The organism is Singulisphaera rosea (assembly GCF_054877945.1).
Map to the genome: position 1 here is coordinate 494,750 of NZ_JBTYIP020000001.1, position 13,565 is coordinate 508,314.

General features: G+C 65.3%; 13 protein-coding genes. 5 read left to right on the top strand and 8 right to left on the bottom strand.

Features of this window, described 5'->3' with window-relative positions:
- Nucleotides 1-53: 53 nt before the first annotated feature.
- Together ACYOEI_RS01915 and ACYOEI_RS01920 are read right to left on the bottom strand one after the other, a co-directional pair.
- Complete coding sequence (locus tag ACYOEI_RS01915; RefSeq protein ID WP_462847569.1) at nucleotides 54-758, bottom strand: (5-formylfuran-3-yl)methyl phosphate synthase; 705 nt, start codon at nucleotides 756-758, stop codon at nucleotides 54-56.
- 2 nt (nucleotides 759-760) lie between these two features.
- Entirely contained in the window at nucleotides 761-1,606 is an 846-nt protein-coding gene (locus tag ACYOEI_RS01920) for an exonuclease domain-containing protein (protein ID WP_462847570.1), read from the bottom strand.
- Nucleotides 1,607-1,753: 147 nt separating this feature from the next.
- On the opposite strand from ACYOEI_RS01920, the gene ACYOEI_RS01925 reads away from it, so the two are divergent.
- Together ACYOEI_RS01925 and ACYOEI_RS01930 are read left to right on the top strand one after the other, a co-directional pair.
- Nucleotides 1,754-2,266 carry a CAP domain-containing protein gene (locus ACYOEI_RS01925; protein ID WP_462847571.1) on the top strand — a complete coding sequence of 171 codons (513 nt, stop codon included), beginning with the start codon at nucleotides 1,754-1,756 and terminating at the stop codon, nucleotides 2,264-2,266.
- Nucleotides 2,267-2,364: 98 nt separating this feature from the next.
- Nucleotides 2,365-2,700 carry a hypothetical protein gene (locus ACYOEI_RS01930; RefSeq protein ID WP_462847572.1) on the top strand — a complete coding sequence of 112 codons (336 nt, stop codon included), beginning with the start codon at nucleotides 2,365-2,367 and terminating at the stop codon, nucleotides 2,698-2,700.
- Between the two features lie 132 nt (nucleotides 2,701-2,832).
- Here the strand turns inward: ACYOEI_RS01930 and ACYOEI_RS01935 are convergent, their stop codons facing one another.
- The 3 genes from ACYOEI_RS01935 to ACYOEI_RS01945 form a co-directional block, all read right to left on the bottom strand.
- On the bottom strand, nucleotides 2,833-3,108 hold the full coding sequence (locus ACYOEI_RS01935; protein WP_462847573.1) for a hypothetical protein: 276 nt from the start codon (nucleotides 3,106-3,108) through the stop codon (nucleotides 2,833-2,835).
- Nucleotides 3,109-4,063: 955 nt separating this feature from the next.
- Entirely contained in the window at nucleotides 4,064-4,354 is a 291-nt protein-coding gene (locus tag ACYOEI_RS01940; RefSeq protein WP_462847574.1) for a hypothetical protein, read from the bottom strand.
- 430 nt (nucleotides 4,355-4,784) lie between these two features.
- Nucleotides 4,785-5,450 carry a hypothetical protein gene (locus ACYOEI_RS01945; protein ID WP_462847575.1) on the bottom strand — a complete coding sequence of 222 codons (666 nt, stop codon included), beginning with the start codon at nucleotides 5,448-5,450 and terminating at the stop codon, nucleotides 4,785-4,787.
- A gap of 341 nt (nucleotides 5,451-5,791) precedes the next feature.
- Here ACYOEI_RS01945 and ACYOEI_RS01950 point away from each other — a divergent pair, with 341 nt between their 5' ends.
- Entirely contained in the window at nucleotides 5,792-6,934 is a 1,143-nt protein-coding gene (locus ACYOEI_RS01950; RefSeq protein ID WP_462847576.1) for a mandelate racemase/muconate lactonizing enzyme family protein, read from the top strand.
- Between the two features lie 121 nt (nucleotides 6,935-7,055).
- Here the strand turns inward: ACYOEI_RS01950 and ACYOEI_RS01955 are convergent, their stop codons facing one another.
- The 3 genes from ACYOEI_RS01955 to ACYOEI_RS01965 all read right to left on the bottom strand — a co-directional run bounded on the left by ACYOEI_RS01955 (nucleotide 7,056) and on the right by ACYOEI_RS01965 (nucleotide 9,923).
- Nucleotides 7,056-8,081, bottom strand: coding sequence for an HTTM domain-containing protein (locus ACYOEI_RS01955; RefSeq protein ID WP_462847577.1), 1,026 nt, complete (start codon nucleotides 8,079-8,081; stop codon nucleotides 7,056-7,058).
- A complete protein-coding gene (locus ACYOEI_RS01960; RefSeq protein ID WP_462847578.1) occupies nucleotides 8,078-8,620 on the bottom strand; it encodes a hypothetical protein in 543 nt (180 codons plus the stop codon). The genes ACYOEI_RS01955 and ACYOEI_RS01960 overlap by 4 nt, the downstream gene beginning before the upstream one ends.
- A 190-nt stretch (nucleotides 8,621-8,810) precedes the next feature.
- A complete protein-coding gene (locus tag ACYOEI_RS01965) occupies nucleotides 8,811-9,923 on the bottom strand; it encodes a redoxin family protein (protein WP_462847579.1) in 1,113 nt (370 codons plus the stop codon).
- Between the two features lie 444 nt (nucleotides 9,924-10,367).
- On the opposite strand from ACYOEI_RS01965, the gene ACYOEI_RS01970 reads away from it, so the two are divergent.
- Both ACYOEI_RS01970 and ACYOEI_RS01975 read left to right on the top strand, forming a co-directional pair.
- On the top strand, nucleotides 10,368-11,537 hold the full coding sequence (locus ACYOEI_RS01970; RefSeq protein ID WP_462847864.1) for a 1-deoxy-D-xylulose-5-phosphate reductoisomerase: 1,170 nt from the start codon (nucleotides 10,368-10,370) through the stop codon (nucleotides 11,535-11,537).
- Nucleotides 11,525-13,495 (top strand): site-2 protease family protein, encoded by a 1,971-nt coding sequence (locus ACYOEI_RS01975; RefSeq protein WP_462847580.1) that lies wholly within the window; start codon nucleotides 11,525-11,527, stop codon nucleotides 13,493-13,495. The genes ACYOEI_RS01970 and ACYOEI_RS01975 overlap by 13 nt, the downstream gene beginning before the upstream one ends.
- The last annotated feature ends 70 nt before the right edge of the window (nucleotides 13,496-13,565 follow it).

Below are 13,565 nucleotides of genomic sequence, written 5' to 3' on the forward strand. Positions count from 1 at the left end.
GGCGTACATTTCCTTGGCTTCCTGCTTTCCACAACCTCCCTGCTGTCCGCTGTCTACTTTCTACTGTCTACTCTTCCTTCCCCCCCCGCCGCCCGGACCAGGCGCTCCACGAGTGCCGAATCGATGGTTCCCTGGCGTAGGCCTGCGGCGCAGGCGGAGCCTCGGACGGCGAAGAGGTCGGGGGCGAGAGGGGAAAGGCGTTGGATCGCGTCGGCATCGAGGCCGCCGGCCAGGACGACCTTGAGGCCACCGGATCGGGCGTGGGAGATCCAATCGGCCCAAGACAGATCGAGAGGGCTCGGAGCGGCCTTGTCCCAGGTATCGACGAGGATTGCCGAGCAGTCTTCCGTTGCGAGTGCCGCGTCGAGGACGGCTCGAGGCGTCGGGGCCTTGGCCTTCTGCCAGTCAGCGTAGGCGACGGCTACCCAGGAAGGCCCGGATCCCGAGCGGCGACGGATCGCATCCCAATCTCGATGCCAATCAGGCTCGGCCCTGGCGAGCCCGAGCTTGCGGAAGGTAATTCCTTTGAAGGCGTCGACCCCGAGGTCGTCGGCTTCGGCCCACTCGCCGAGCTCGCCGAGGGCGACGCTGAGCGGGATGGAAGAGGGGACGACTCGGCGGATGTCCTTCCAGGTCGCGACGTCGGCCCGACCGAGCGGACCTCGGTCGGGCTCCTTGATATCGATGACGGCCGCGCCTCCGTCGAGTGCGGCTTTTGCTTCCAGGGGCGAACGCACGCTGACGAGGAGCCCTGGCACGATTACCCCGCGACAGAGGAGTCAGAGGCCGACGGGTCGAGCCGGGGGAGGAGCTCATAGCGACGGACTCGGTCGAGTCGGAACGACTTCTCGAAGGAATCGAGATGACAGAAGGCAACGAGGTAGGCGATTCCCCCCCGATGCGCGAATCGTCGAGGGCTGATCTCGCGGAGCGCGGAGCCTCGCGAGCCGCCGGCATACTCGATTCGGACCCGGTATCCGCCCGCGATGGCGTCGGCGATCCGATCCCAACCGGAAGGGATCGGCGTGTTCCCTTTCGGATCGAAAATGGAGTAGGCGACCTGCAACATGGAGGGCTCTTGACCCCCTTCGAGCGCGAGCCAGAGTCCCATGACCCTGAGGCTGTCCGCTAGGGCCCGGTGCGGCCCGGACGGGTCGAGCGAGAAGAGTGCAGCCAGTGTCTCGAGCCGATGGTTCCGCGCCTGGGGGACTCGCCGTCGCGAGAGGGCCAGCGTGTCGATGACCCGATGGGCCGGAAACTCGAGCCCGAGGCGGCCGAGCTCCCGCCCGAGGAAGCCGGCGTCGAAGGCGGCGTTGTGCGCCAGCAGGCTCGTCGTCGCGCCGTCCCCGAGGAACGCGAGGAACTCGGGCAGGACCACGCTTGCAGGGTCGGCGTCGGCGAGGAGGGCGTCGCCGATCCCGTGGATCGCCTGGGCGGAGGGGGACATCGGCCGGCCCGGATTCACCAGGCGCTCGAACCGACCGAGTTCCTGTCCGTCGGCGTCGAACCGGACCGCGCCAATCTCGACGATCCGGTCGCTCTCGGCCATCAAGCCGGTCGTCTCGAGGTCGAACGCCACGAATTCCCGGGAACAGACCTCCGACATCGACACCCCTCGTGAGAATGGTCGTCAACACCCTCAAAGTCATTATCGAACCGCACGCCCGATACGGCCAGCGGAATCGGCGGTTTCGCCGGGCGGTCTGTTCGGATTCAATGCCGGAGGTGACATCCTCTCGTCGAAGTATGCGACATGGGCCACTCACTCGACGTCGGCCGCGCCTTCGGCGTGGGGATTGTCATCTCGCTGGCCGCCCCGGGTTGCGTGACGATCCGTCCCCGACCCCTCGAGCGGCCAACCCGGCCGGCCGAATCGCCTGCGACGGTCGTCGAGGTCATCGAGGCGCACAACCGTGTGCGAGCGGAGCGGGGATTGGCTCCCCTCGCCCTCAATACAAGTCTCGAGCGGTCTGCGGTGCGGCACGCCCGCGACATGGCCGAGCGCCGAAGGATGAGCCATCGCGGAGGGGACGGTTCCTCCCCCTTCCGTCGGATGCAGGATGAAGGCTACCTATTCCGCCTTGCGGCCGAGAACGTTGCCGCTGGCGTCTTTACCCTCGAGACACTGATGGACGCCTGGATGTCGAGCCCGCCTCATCGCAGGAATATCCTCGGCGAATTCCGCGAGGTCGGCGCGGGTGTTGCGACCTCGCAAGACGGAAAAACCTATTGGTGCGTTACCTTCGGCGCTCCCTCCGGTCACTGAAAGCCGGCGCGATTGCCGTTCTTCGGCTATGCTTCAACGGATAGGACGCACGGCCTCCCCTTCGGCGAGGCAGTCCGCGTCCGAAAGGATTGATTGATATGCGAGGTCAACGCTGGTTGGCGGCGGGCTTCCTCCTGGTCGCCTCGGGATGTCACGCCGGCCCGTCGAAACAGATGGTCGCATCGACCGAGCCCACGCTGGCCGCCCCGAGCGAGCCGAACGTGACCGTCGTCGATACCCAACCGCCGCGGACGGTGACCTGGACCGATCGCCATCCCCTCTTCACCAAGCCGCGTGAGTATTACGCGAAGTCGGGCGACAACAAGGTCGTCAAGACCGCCGCCGCGACCGTGATCGGCGTCCCCGCCGGGCTCGTCGGCGAGTTGAAGCAGATCGTCGTCGGGGCCCCGCCGACCACGACGGCTCCTTATTGATTCCCAAAAGGCCCCCTTCGTCGGGTCGCGAGCTCCACGCCCCGACGAAGGCCAGCCAAGCACAAAGCCGGGCCGGCCGGAGACGTTGTCAAGCGTCTCCGGCCGGCCCGGCCTCGCGTTTGTGCCGAAAGTTCACTCGACCTCGATGGTCGAGTGGTAGCCCGAAAGTGTCGGAAGTGCTTCGAGGGAGCGCCGAAGGCTCCGCCGTTGCCAAAATCGCGAGGCCTTGCCGCGGATCGAGACGTTCTTGCCGACCACACGAACCTCGACCGACTTGAGTTGATCGCCGAACGTGTTCCGGATCTGTTTCTCGAGTCGGCGCTTGAGCGCGGCCTCGGCCGCGGGGTCCGACCTCGGCTCGACCGAGATCGAGTCGTCGGGGCCTCCGCGACCTCGGGGATTCATCATCGGCGGCAAGATCCGGCCGAACAGTCCGGGGGATCTACGAGTCGGTTGGCTTGGGGCAATCCGAGGGTCAGTCCGAGCGCTGCTGGAGGGAGGGGGGATCGGCTTCTCGCCTTCGCCCAGGGGCACCGACTCGAGGACGAGGGGTTGGCTGCCCGTCGAAGCTCGAGTCATGGGTGTGGTCGAAGGCCGTGCTGTCGTGGGAAGACCTCGGGCCGCCGGCATTTCGGAAGGACCGCTGATCGGCGGCAAGTCGGTGGGACTGGTCGCAGACGATGTCACACGTTGAGCGCCACGTCCACCGGGAACTGCCCGACTCCGGAATGGGATCCCCGGAACAGCCAAGATCGGTCCGGAGTCCTCTGGGCCAGGGGGAATCGCCCCGTGTCCGCTCACGCTCGGGCCGTCGCTCGTGCTCGGAGAGGGACGAGCCGCGGGGGCGGTCGTCTCGGCCGGACTCGAGTTCGGCGCCGTCAGGGGAGGGAGTTCATCCTGGGCGTACGCCGCACCGCCCCACACCAGCAAGGTCCCAAGCGATCCCGCCGTGACTATCCGACGCATGTCGCATTTCCTTCGCTGACGACGGCCGCCGCACTGAATCGGTTCTCACCCTATCCCGATTAATTCGGCGACGTCCTCGCGAAGAGTTCAGCCTTTCTCCATCCTCTCAAGATTGTGACGGCCCCGGCCTCTCCCGTATTCTCTCAAAACGCGCAGATTCCTGTCTCCGCACGAGCGGGTCTTTGCCAACGAGCCCGATACCGACTCAAAGGCGCAGAGCGAACCGGACCTGGGCGGATCACCCCGACCTCATTGAGAGAACCGAAAGTGGTAAGGCATTAGCCCAGGCGAAACCCTGAGGGCGATCAACACAGCGGACTGGTAACGAACAGCCGGGGAATGCCGGGGGCCATCATGGCCCGATCCCCGTGGCGACGACAGGTCGGCGTCGTCTCGATCAGGCTTCCTTGCGAGCTTCCGTGATCCTGGCCTCGCTCATGGCCGAGAGCAACCGCTTCGCTCGGCGCTTATTCGCCAGGGTGATCTCACCCTCGGAGATGATACGGAGCAGAAGTTGACGGGCCTGGTCGAGGAACAACCCGGTTTCGATGTGTCCCTGCCGTTCTCGATACCAGGCATCCATGATCTGATCGAGGTCTCCCGCATTACGATTGGGGTAGACGTCGACCGTCGCGGACGCGCCGTCACTTGCCGTCTTCAACAAAAGGTCATCGAATGGACCGAGCATCGTCGAGGCTCCTTCGCCTGGTGCCTAATCAAGGCAATCCGATCTCTTCCTTTCGTCGGGCGGCGTCAACTCGCCGTCCGGAGACGCGCAACAGTCGCGGCGGGCCGAGGGCAACACGCCGCCTCTCTCTCTCTACCGAACCTTAAATTTAGAAAGGCTTATAACACGATTCGTCGAGGATGGCCAGGTGCCGAACGGTTTCGACCAACCTATTTAAAGAATCCATCCATGCTGACCGGGGGACATTCTCCGACAGTGACTCGGGCAAGTCAACAAAAAAATCTGATCTGAGTGCGTCTGAGAGTCCTGGTCGGTTTCGGCCGCCGAAGGGAGCCCAGTGATTTGTAGGGATCGGATCTCTCGGACAATCACAGAACGAGAGAACCTGTCGCGAAACGTCGAAAATGAGGCACTCCCCGACCTCGGGGATTCAGGATACATCGCCGGAGGAGGCGGGGCGATCGGCCCGGAGGCCCCTGGGTCTGGGTATCGCCGAGGTTCCTGGCTCGACACCGGGCCGCGTCGCCCGATCCAACGCATCAATCCATGTCATCCGTCGCTCTTTCTGCCAAACCCCTTTCCCTTGACGCCAGTACTGCGCACCGCATGAGCCGCACCATCGCGTCTTCGCGGCGCGGTCCCCTAGCCGCCGGAATCGCGGCAGGGGGATCAAGGCCCAATGGCCGCAACGTGGGCAACGATCGGGTCTCGTGCTCAACACGAGGGCGACGAACGCCCCGAAGAGCAGGAAGTTGAGGACGACCGTCGCCCCGAGGTGCGGGGACTCTCCGGCCGTCCTCCATCGATCGAAGGTCCACCAATCGTACCAAACCGCAAGGCCCGGGAAAGTGATCGACAACAGGAGTGGCACGGCCCAGTATTTTCCGGGACTCTCCCGGTCGAGCAGCAAGATCAGGATCCCGACGACCCAGAGGGACGCGATGAGGCCGAGCACGAGCGAAGGGCCGCCCTGCCCGAAAGCCCCGGCCTGGTGGAGAATCAGGGAGAGGACCAAGAGGATGGGAACGAAGGCCACGACCCGGAGAAGGGCCGAGCGCTGGCGGAGGCGAACAGCCCATGAGGAATTCGAGTTCATGGTGCAGAGGCCCCACGGAGAGCTGGCCGCAACGTCGCGGCGGTATCCGTCAAGGATGTCGGCCGGTCAGGCATGTTGGAGCCTTTCGGACGACCCGCGAACGAAAATCCCTTCGATCAGCATAGGACAAGATTGGCTCGATTGAAAGAGGCCGGGGACGAATTCCGCGATTCAAAGCCGATGGGCGATCGGGCGGTTCGGGAGTCGGGAAAGGGATGAAAATCGGCGGGCAATCTGGCATCTTGAGGAGATCCTTCCCCCCTTGGGGCCCGCCGTCGGGCCCAAGGATCCGAGCCTCCCGGCCGCACACGTCCGGGAACCCCCAAGCATGAGGAGTATCGATGCCCGCCACCCCGGCCAGTGACCTGAAGATCGCATCCGTCGAGGCGATCTACTTGCGACTCCCGAGCGTGAAGTCGCAATGCGACAGCGGCCAGGATGCCCTCATCGTGAAGGTGGTCACCGACTCCGGGATCGTCGGCTACGGCGAGGTCGACTCGGCCCCGCTGGCGGCCAAGGCCGTCGTCGAGGGCCCATTCTCCCACACCGCCACCACCGGCCTCGCCCACGTCCTGATCGGCGAGGATCCGTTCCGGACCGAGTACCTCTGGCACAAGATGTATCGTGCCAACATCTATTCGGGACGCCGAGGGATCGCCATCCACGCGATGAGCGGCATCGACATGGCGCTCTGGGACATCAAGGGCAAGGCACTCGGCATGCCGATCTGGAAGCTGCTCGGCGGCGGCTTCACCACCTCGCTCCGGCCCTACGCCAGCTCCCTCTTCGGCCCCACGCCCGAGGAGACGGGGGAGCGGGCCAAGCGGTTCGTCGGCCAGGGCTTCACCGCCGTCAAGTTCGGCTGGGACCCGATGGGCAAGGACGCGAAGACCGACGTCGCCCTCGTCCGCGAGGCCAGGCGAGGCCTCGGCGACGACGTCGACCTGATGATCGACGCCGGGCTCGTCTTCGACGCCAAGACCGCCATCCAGCGGGCCAAGGCGTTCGAACAGTTCAACCCATTCTGGTTTGAAGAGCCGCTCATGCCCGACGACTACGAAGGGTACGCCAAGCTCTCGGCCGCCTCCACCCTCCGGATCGCGGCCGGCGAGGAGGAGAGCGAGCGGAAGTCGTACCTCCAGTTGATGGACCAGGGGAAGATCGACGTGGTGCAGATCGACCTCACCCGGTGCGGCGGCTTCACCGAGGGGATGAAGATCGCCTCGATGGCTGCCGACCGCGGCCTCCCGGTCGTCAACCACGGCTTCACCACGTATATCAACGTCGCCGCCTCGCTGCACTTCCTGGCGAGCGTCCCCAACACGCTCGACCTGCTCGAATTCGTGGTCGAGGAAGGAACGACGCTCCGCCACTCGCTCAGCGAGCCGATCCGCGCCGTCGACGGCCGAGTCGCGGTGCCGACCGCCCCGGGCCTCGGCCTCGAGATCGACGAGGCTCGCTGGGAGAAGTTCCGCGTCGGCTGATTGACGGGTTGGCCGCACGTCGCCTTCGAAACGAACGACGTCCCCGATCGAGCACTCGCTCGGCCGGGGACCTCTGGATTTTCGGGTTGGTCGTTCTCGAATCCGGACTCGTCGAACCTCGTCAGTCGTCCGCCGTCACCTCGGCCCATTCCTCGTGGCGGACCCGCCCGGAGCCGTGCGGAGCAGGCAGCCCTTCGGGTCGGTCGACCCGGCCGGGGATGACCAGAGGGGCCACGGTCGTACGGGGTCGTGCGAGCCAGGTCCTCGGGTTCAGGTTCTTGAGGATGATGTTGAGCTCGATCGGCGACAGGAAGAGCAAGTAGGTCGCGGTGATCGCCTCGCCGAAGATCGGGATATTGACCGTCAGCAAGATCGAGGCATGCAAGCCGAGCCCCGCGACCATCATCCAGCGCCTCGTCGAGCGGAACCAGAGCAGGAACCCCAGCGAGAACTCGACCAGGAGCGCCCCGTGGGTCATCAGGTTGATGATGACGGGATACTCGGTCAGCCAGGTCAACCACGGACGCCCGACCTCGGTGTTGCTCAGCACGTAGTGGATCGCCGTACCGTTGAGCCAGCTCGAGCCGCCCCCTTTCAGGATCGCCGTATTCACATAGATCATGGCGACCTGGAGTTGGATGAGGCGCTGGGCCCAGGGGATGATCAAGGGCTCGGCGGCGGTCCCACGCTTCTTCGCCGCCCGCCAGGCGTCGATCGAGAAGCAGGCGCCGCAGGGGGCGAGCATCGCATAGAAGGTGAGGATCGTCACCAGCGCGTCGGCTCCGCTGTTGGTGAGCACGTTGCGGTGGTGGAGGGAGACGGTCGCGAGGTAGACCAGCACCCCCATGACTCGGGTGTAGAAGCCGACCGTGAAAAGGACGATCGCGGCGGCGGTGGCGCAGAAGAAGACCCGGACCGACACCGGGTCCGTCAGCAGGAACAAGACCGACCCGCGTTGCGGCCCGGCGACCTCTCGAGCCTCGTTCCCCTGGAGGATCCCGGCGTTCGTGTACCAGTAATCCAGGTCGAACGCGAGGAAACCGAGGTTGGTGAGCAAGACCAGGCCGAAGACGATCCGGAAGGCCCCCAGCGGTCGGCCCGAGATCGGACCGAACCAGAACGTGTTCCAGGCTCGGATCGGGTTCATGGGCGCACCTCCGCGATGGAGTCGAAATGGAATGTCGTGAGCAAGTGTGGCTTCGTCGGCGTCATCGGGTCGGTCAGGGGCTGGCCCGGTTGAGACGTCTCGCGCACCTGGAAGAAGACGTGGGCATCGAGCGGGTAGGTGTCGGCTGAGAGGCCGAGCTGCCGGATGGCGTGTCTCGCGGCGAACTTGCGGAGCAGCTCCGAATCATTCGGCGCCAGGTTCGCGGTGTACTTGGAATAGCGGAACCGCGGGATCCCCTGCCAGGCCGTGTAGTCTGCCAGGCGGGGGAACATGAAATGGTAACGGAGGCCCTTCGAGTCGATCACCTCGGTCTCGAGGGTCAGCGTGTCGCGCACGGGTTCCGGGGCAAACATCGCCCAGTACTGCCAGAGGCCGAGAGGCATCATGTAGTACGAGAAGGAGCGGTACAGCCGCTCCTTGATCGGGCAGCCCGGCAGTACCCAGACGACGACCGCCGTCATGTGGAAGATCAGATAGGCCGAAATCACAAGCCGCCACGCGTTCCATCGCAAGGCCATGGGCCCTCCCTTCACTCCTTCGAATGGAGGGCGGTACCTTAGGAGATCTCCCGAACTCCGTCAATTCGACTTATCTCGAGGCGGCTGGAATGCCGACATACCGGGTTCGTCTTCGATCGAAGGCATTCCCGAGGCATTCGAGCGAGGGCCCAAGGCGCCCGACGCGCCGAGGGCCCTCAGCCAATCTCGATCACTTCTTCGCGGCCGGCTCACCTTCGGCCAGCAGTGTTACCAGGAGCTCGTCGAGCTCCCGGACCATCTCGGGGTCGAACCCCTGGACCCGGGCCCGAACCTTGCCCGCTCGGTCGATGAAGAGGGTCGTGGGGAACCCTTCGAAGTCCTTGACCTGCTCCGTGACCTTTTCGTTGGCGATGAGGCACGGGTAGGGGATTTTCTTCTCCTTCACGAAGTCCTCGATCTTGATCCGGACTTCTTCCGGGGGCACGCGCTCGAAGGTGAGGCCGACGACCTGCAACCCCTTGTCCTCGTATTTCTTCGAGAGCTCGATCAGGTGAGGGATCTCTCGGATGCAGGGGCCGCACCAGGTGCCCCAGAAGTCGACCATCACGACCTTGCCGCGGTAGTCGGCCAGGGAGATGGTCTTGCCGTCCGTGGTCGGGAGCGAGAAGCCGAACTCGAACGGCTTGTTCGTCTCGAGACGGATCTTGGCGCTCAGCTTAGCCGCGGCGATGGCACTGGTCTCGACCTTGGCCTCGAGGTCCTTGAACGTCGGGTCGTTGCGGAGCGGGGCGATGATGGTGTCTTCGTGGAGGAGGACGGCCTTGGAGAAGCCCGCCTCGACCGCCTCGGTCAGGCTCTTCAACCCCTGGACCGACTGCCCGTCATAGGTGGAAATCCGAGCCTCCTGGTAGAGCGCGTCGCGGAGCAAAATCTTCTCGGGCTCGTTGAGGTCTTTGTGCTCGTCGCGGAGCTGCCTCACGAGCTCGGCAGCCCGGTGGAGGGGCGGCCCGTTCTTGGGGGGCTCGAGCGAATTCCCGAAGTCGAAGCAGAGCGCGGCGAGGAAGCGGACGGCGTCGCGATTCTTCGGCTCACGCTTGAGCGCGGTCTCGAGGATCCCGATGGCTCTGGGGATGTCGTTGTTGTTCGCCATTGCGGCGGCCTGCTGGAGCATCGAAGCCACGGACTTGGGATCGACGGCATCCTTACCCTTCGGCTCGTCCGCGGTGCGGATCTCGACGGAGCCCGGGGCACCCGGCGGGGTGTACTGGAGGACGGGAGGGGACTCCATGCACCCGGCCAGGAGGATGCAGGTCGCGGCGAGTCGGGTCGAATGGGTCGACATGAAGACCTTCCGAAGAAAAAATGAGAGGGAGTCGACCCCCTCGGGCGGCCCCTCGCGTGGGCGGACGTCTCGCGCCGAGCTCGAGCGTCTCGCGGGGATCCATAAGAGCATACCGGAGATGCGGGTCTCGCAGGAGGGCCTCCGGCGAATTCGCGAGGCCTGGCGAACGACGGCAACACCTCCGGCCGCTGGCAAGGGGAGGGGGGTGAGACCGACCGCCTCGCGTTCCGCTTCCGATTCTCTCCGCGGGGCCAACGACGCGAGGACCGGGCTTCGGCTGCCTTGTCGCCGCCTCGGGAAGGATTTATAGTGATCGGGGCGGACGACCTGGCGGGTCCCCCCGAGACGGGTCGAGTGGACGTCACGAGGGATCGACCGTCGGTTTGGTCCGGCCGAGTCGCCTGGGATGTGATGTCCGCGAGGGGCGAGGAGCAGAACACGCCGATGACGCCAGGGGTCTCGTCCATCAACGTCGCCGTCCTCGGATCCACGGGGTCTGTCGGACGGAGCGCCTTGAGCGTGGTCGACCACGACCGCGGGGCCCGGCTGAAGCTCCGCAGCCTCAGCGCGCACTCGAGCTGGAAGCCGCTAGTCGAGCAGGCCCGAGCCTTCCGACCTCGCTACATCACGCTCACCGACCGTGAGGCCGCCGCGAACGTCGACGGCCAACTGAGGGGGACTGGGGTCGAGGTTCTGTGCGGCCCCGACGGCCTCGTCAAGATGGTCCAGGACCCCGAGACCGACCGCGTCCTCAACGCGATCGTGGGCGCCGCAGGCCTCCAGGGGACGCTGGCGGCGCTCGAGGCGGGCAAGATCGTCGCCTTGGCGAACAAGGAGACCCTCGTCGTCGCCGGCCCGATGATCATGGAGTTGGCGAAAGCCCGGGGCGGGTCGGTCTTGCCGGTCGATAGCGAGCACTCGGCGATCTTCCAGGCGCTACGGGCCGGGACGGCCGCCGAGGTCCGCCGCGTCATCCTCACCTCCTCCGGCGGCCCCTTCCGTGGGAAGACTCGCGGCGACCTCGCCAATGTAACGCGGGAGGAGGCGCTTCGGCACCCAACCTGGAACATGGGGCCGAAGATCTCGATCGATTCCGCGACCTTGATGAATAAGGCCCTCGAGGTGATCGAGGCTCGCTGGCTCTTCGGCCTCGAGCCCGAGCAGATCGAGGTCGTCGTCCACCCCGAAAGCGTCGTCCACTCGATGGTCGAATTCGTGGACGGCAGTGTCGTCGCCCAGCTCTCTCCGCCCGACATGCGACTCCCCATCCAGTACGCGCTCACCTATCCCGAGCGGGTCGAGGGTCCCTGTCCCCGCATCGATTTCTCCCGAGCGACCTCGTTTACCTTCGAGCCTCCCGACCGCGAGACGTTCCCTTGCCTCGAGCTCGGGTTCGAAGTGATGCGGCGGGGCGGCACCGCGGGCGCCGCGCTGAACGCCGCCAACGAAGCGGCCGTCGCTCGTTTCCTCGACGGCGGGATCGGATTCCTCGACATCTCCCGCGCCTGTCGCGCGGCGCTCGACCACCATTCGTTTGATCCCCGGCCCACTCTCGATGACCTCCGGAAGGTCGATGCCTGGGCCCGTCAGGAGGTAGGACGTTGGCGACCCTGACTACGTTGTTCAATATCGTGAAAGTGGCCCTCGGCCTGGGTTTCGTCATCTTCCTCCACGAGCTCGGGCACTTCCTCCTGGCCAAGTGGAACGGGGTGAAGGTCGAGAAATTCTCGATCGGCTTCGGCTGGACGCTCTTCGGCTTCAGCCGAGGGGAGACCGAGTACGTCATCGCGGCGATCCCCCTCGGCGGGTTCGTGAAGATGCTCGGCGAAGGGGCCGAAGACGAGCCGAACGCGACGGCGGATCCCCGAGCCTATTCGAACAAGTCGGTCTGGGCCCGGATGGCGATCATCTCCGCGGGGGTGATCATGAACGTCTTCCTCGGCCTGGCGTGCTTCGTCTACGCATTCGGCCAGGGAATGGACGAAATCCCCCCGCTCATCGGCGGCGTGATCCCCGGCTCCCCGGCCTATGCCGCCGGATTCCGGCCCGGCGACGAGATCGTCTCGATCGACGGCCGCCAGGACATCAGCTTCAACACGATGCGGCTGATCATCCTCCTCAGTGGTTCAGGGCAGAAGGTCCACTTCGAGATCAAACGACCGGGAGTCGAGGCCCTCGTCCCCATCGACGTCGAGCCGAAGCGGAACGACTCGTCGCCCGTCCCGAGCATCGGCGTCGGACCGGTCCGGAGCGCCAAGCTCGCCGACCCGCCATTCCACGCCCCGGCGGGCATGGCCGTCGAAAAGGACTGGAAGCCCGGTTTGCGGGTCGACGACCGACTGGTCGCGTTCGGTCCCGCGGGTGAGGAACCGAAACCCGTCAAGGACGGAGACGACTGGCAACGCCGGTTCGTCGCGGAACGTTCGCGTCCGCTGTCGATGGTCTTCGAACACCATCCCGATCCGAACGAAGGGCGGAAGACCCAGGTCGAAACCGTCAAGGTCACGGTCCCGCCCGAGCACTTCGTCGACTTCGGCTTCCGGTTGGCAATCGAGCCGATCACGATGATCCGACCCGGATCTCCCGCCGAAAAAGCCGGGTTCCATGTCGGCGACCGGATCGTCAAATTCGACGGCAAGGACGACTTCGACCCCATGCGCCTGCCGGATTACTGCGACCAGCGCTCCGGCCAGACCATTTCGTTCGAGGTGGAACGGACGTCGTCGGGCAACACGACCCAACGCCAGGTCATCGAGGTCGCCACCGACTCGACTCCGCTCCAATTCTATGGTGATGACCTCACCGACGAGTTGATGGAGATTCCGAACGTCGGCTTTACCTACCCGGTCCGCGCCAAGATCGCGGGCGTCGTCCCCGGTTCTGTCGCCGAGAAGGCGGGCTTCAGGGTGGGCGATGAGTTCACCAAGCTGACGATCCCCGCGACGCCCGGTGAGAAGAAGGCCAAGGCCCGCGAAATCGAGTTCTCCCCGGAGGGTCGGGGATGGCCCGGGTTGTTCCTCCGCCTTCAACAAGACCCCGTCTCCGAGGTGGACATCTCGATCAAGGGGAAGGTGAAGGCCATCGCCGTCCGACCCGAGGCGGTTTTGGATTGGTACAACCCGAGGCGCGGGCTGTACTTCCAGGACCTGATCCGCAGGCTGCCTCCCCAGGGGATCGCGTCGTCCTTGCGCCGAGGGACCGACGACACGATTGCAAATATTCTCAGGATTTACGCCATGCTACGCAGCCTGGCGCAGCAGCGGGTCAGCCCCAAGTTGCTGGGCGGGCCGCTCATGATCGCGCAGGTCGCGTATACCCAGGCCGAGACCGGGCTGACCGAGTTCGTCCACTTCCTCGGGATCCTGAGCATCAATCTCGCCGTCCTCAACTTCCTGCCGATGCCGCCCCTCGACGGCGGCCAGATGGTCTTCCTGATCGCCGAGAAGGTCCGGGGCCGACCCCTCCCGGCTTCGGCCCAGAACGTGGTGATCTGGATCGGCGTGATCCTGCTCATTTGCTTGATGGTCTACGTGCTCTTCCAGGACGTGGTCCGGACCTTCTTCGCGTCCTGATCCGGCCTTGCGAGCCCGTCGAGGGCCACCCGTCTCGAGGTCGATCGGAATGACGAAGCCAGGGCTTTGG

Excerpts from the sequence above, each read along its gene's own strand:
- ACYOEI_RS01960 (WP_462847578.1), bottom strand. The coding sequence starts at position 8,620 with ATGGCCTTGCGATGGAACGCGTGGCGGCTTGTGATTTCGGCCTATCTG.
- ACYOEI_RS01930 (WP_462847572.1), top strand. The coding sequence starts at position 2,365 with ATGCGAGGTCAACGCTGGTTGGCGGCGGGCTTCCTCCTGGTCGCCTCG.
- ACYOEI_RS01920 (WP_462847570.1), bottom strand. The coding sequence starts at position 1,606 with ATGTCGGAGGTCTGTTCCCGGGAATTCGTGGCGTTCGACCTCGAGACG.
- ACYOEI_RS01925 (WP_462847571.1), top strand. The coding sequence starts at position 1,754 with ATGGGCCACTCACTCGACGTCGGCCGCGCCTTCGGCGTGGGGATTGTC.
- ACYOEI_RS01955 (WP_462847577.1), bottom strand. The coding sequence starts at position 8,081 with ATGAACCCGATCCGAGCCTGGAACACGTTCTGGTTCGGTCCGATCTCG.
- ACYOEI_RS01945 (WP_462847575.1), bottom strand. The coding sequence starts at position 5,450 with ATGAACTCGAATTCCTCATGGGCTGTTCGCCTCCGCCAGCGCTCGGCC.
- ACYOEI_RS01940 (WP_462847574.1), bottom strand. The coding sequence starts at position 4,354 with ATGCTCGGTCCATTCGATGACCTTTTGTTGAAGACGGCAAGTGACGGC.
- ACYOEI_RS01970 (WP_462847864.1), top strand. The coding sequence starts at position 10,368 with ATGACGCCAGGGGTCTCGTCCATCAACGTCGCCGTCCTCGGATCCACG.
- ACYOEI_RS01950 (WP_462847576.1), top strand. The coding sequence starts at position 5,792 with ATGCCCGCCACCCCGGCCAGTGACCTGAAGATCGCATCCGTCGAGGCG.
- ACYOEI_RS01965 (WP_462847579.1), bottom strand. The coding sequence starts at position 9,923 with ATGTCGACCCATTCGACCCGACTCGCCGCGACCTGCATCCTCCTGGCC.
- ACYOEI_RS01935 (WP_462847573.1), bottom strand. The coding sequence starts at position 3,108 with ATGATGAATCCCCGAGGTCGCGGAGGCCCCGACGACTCGATCTCGGTC.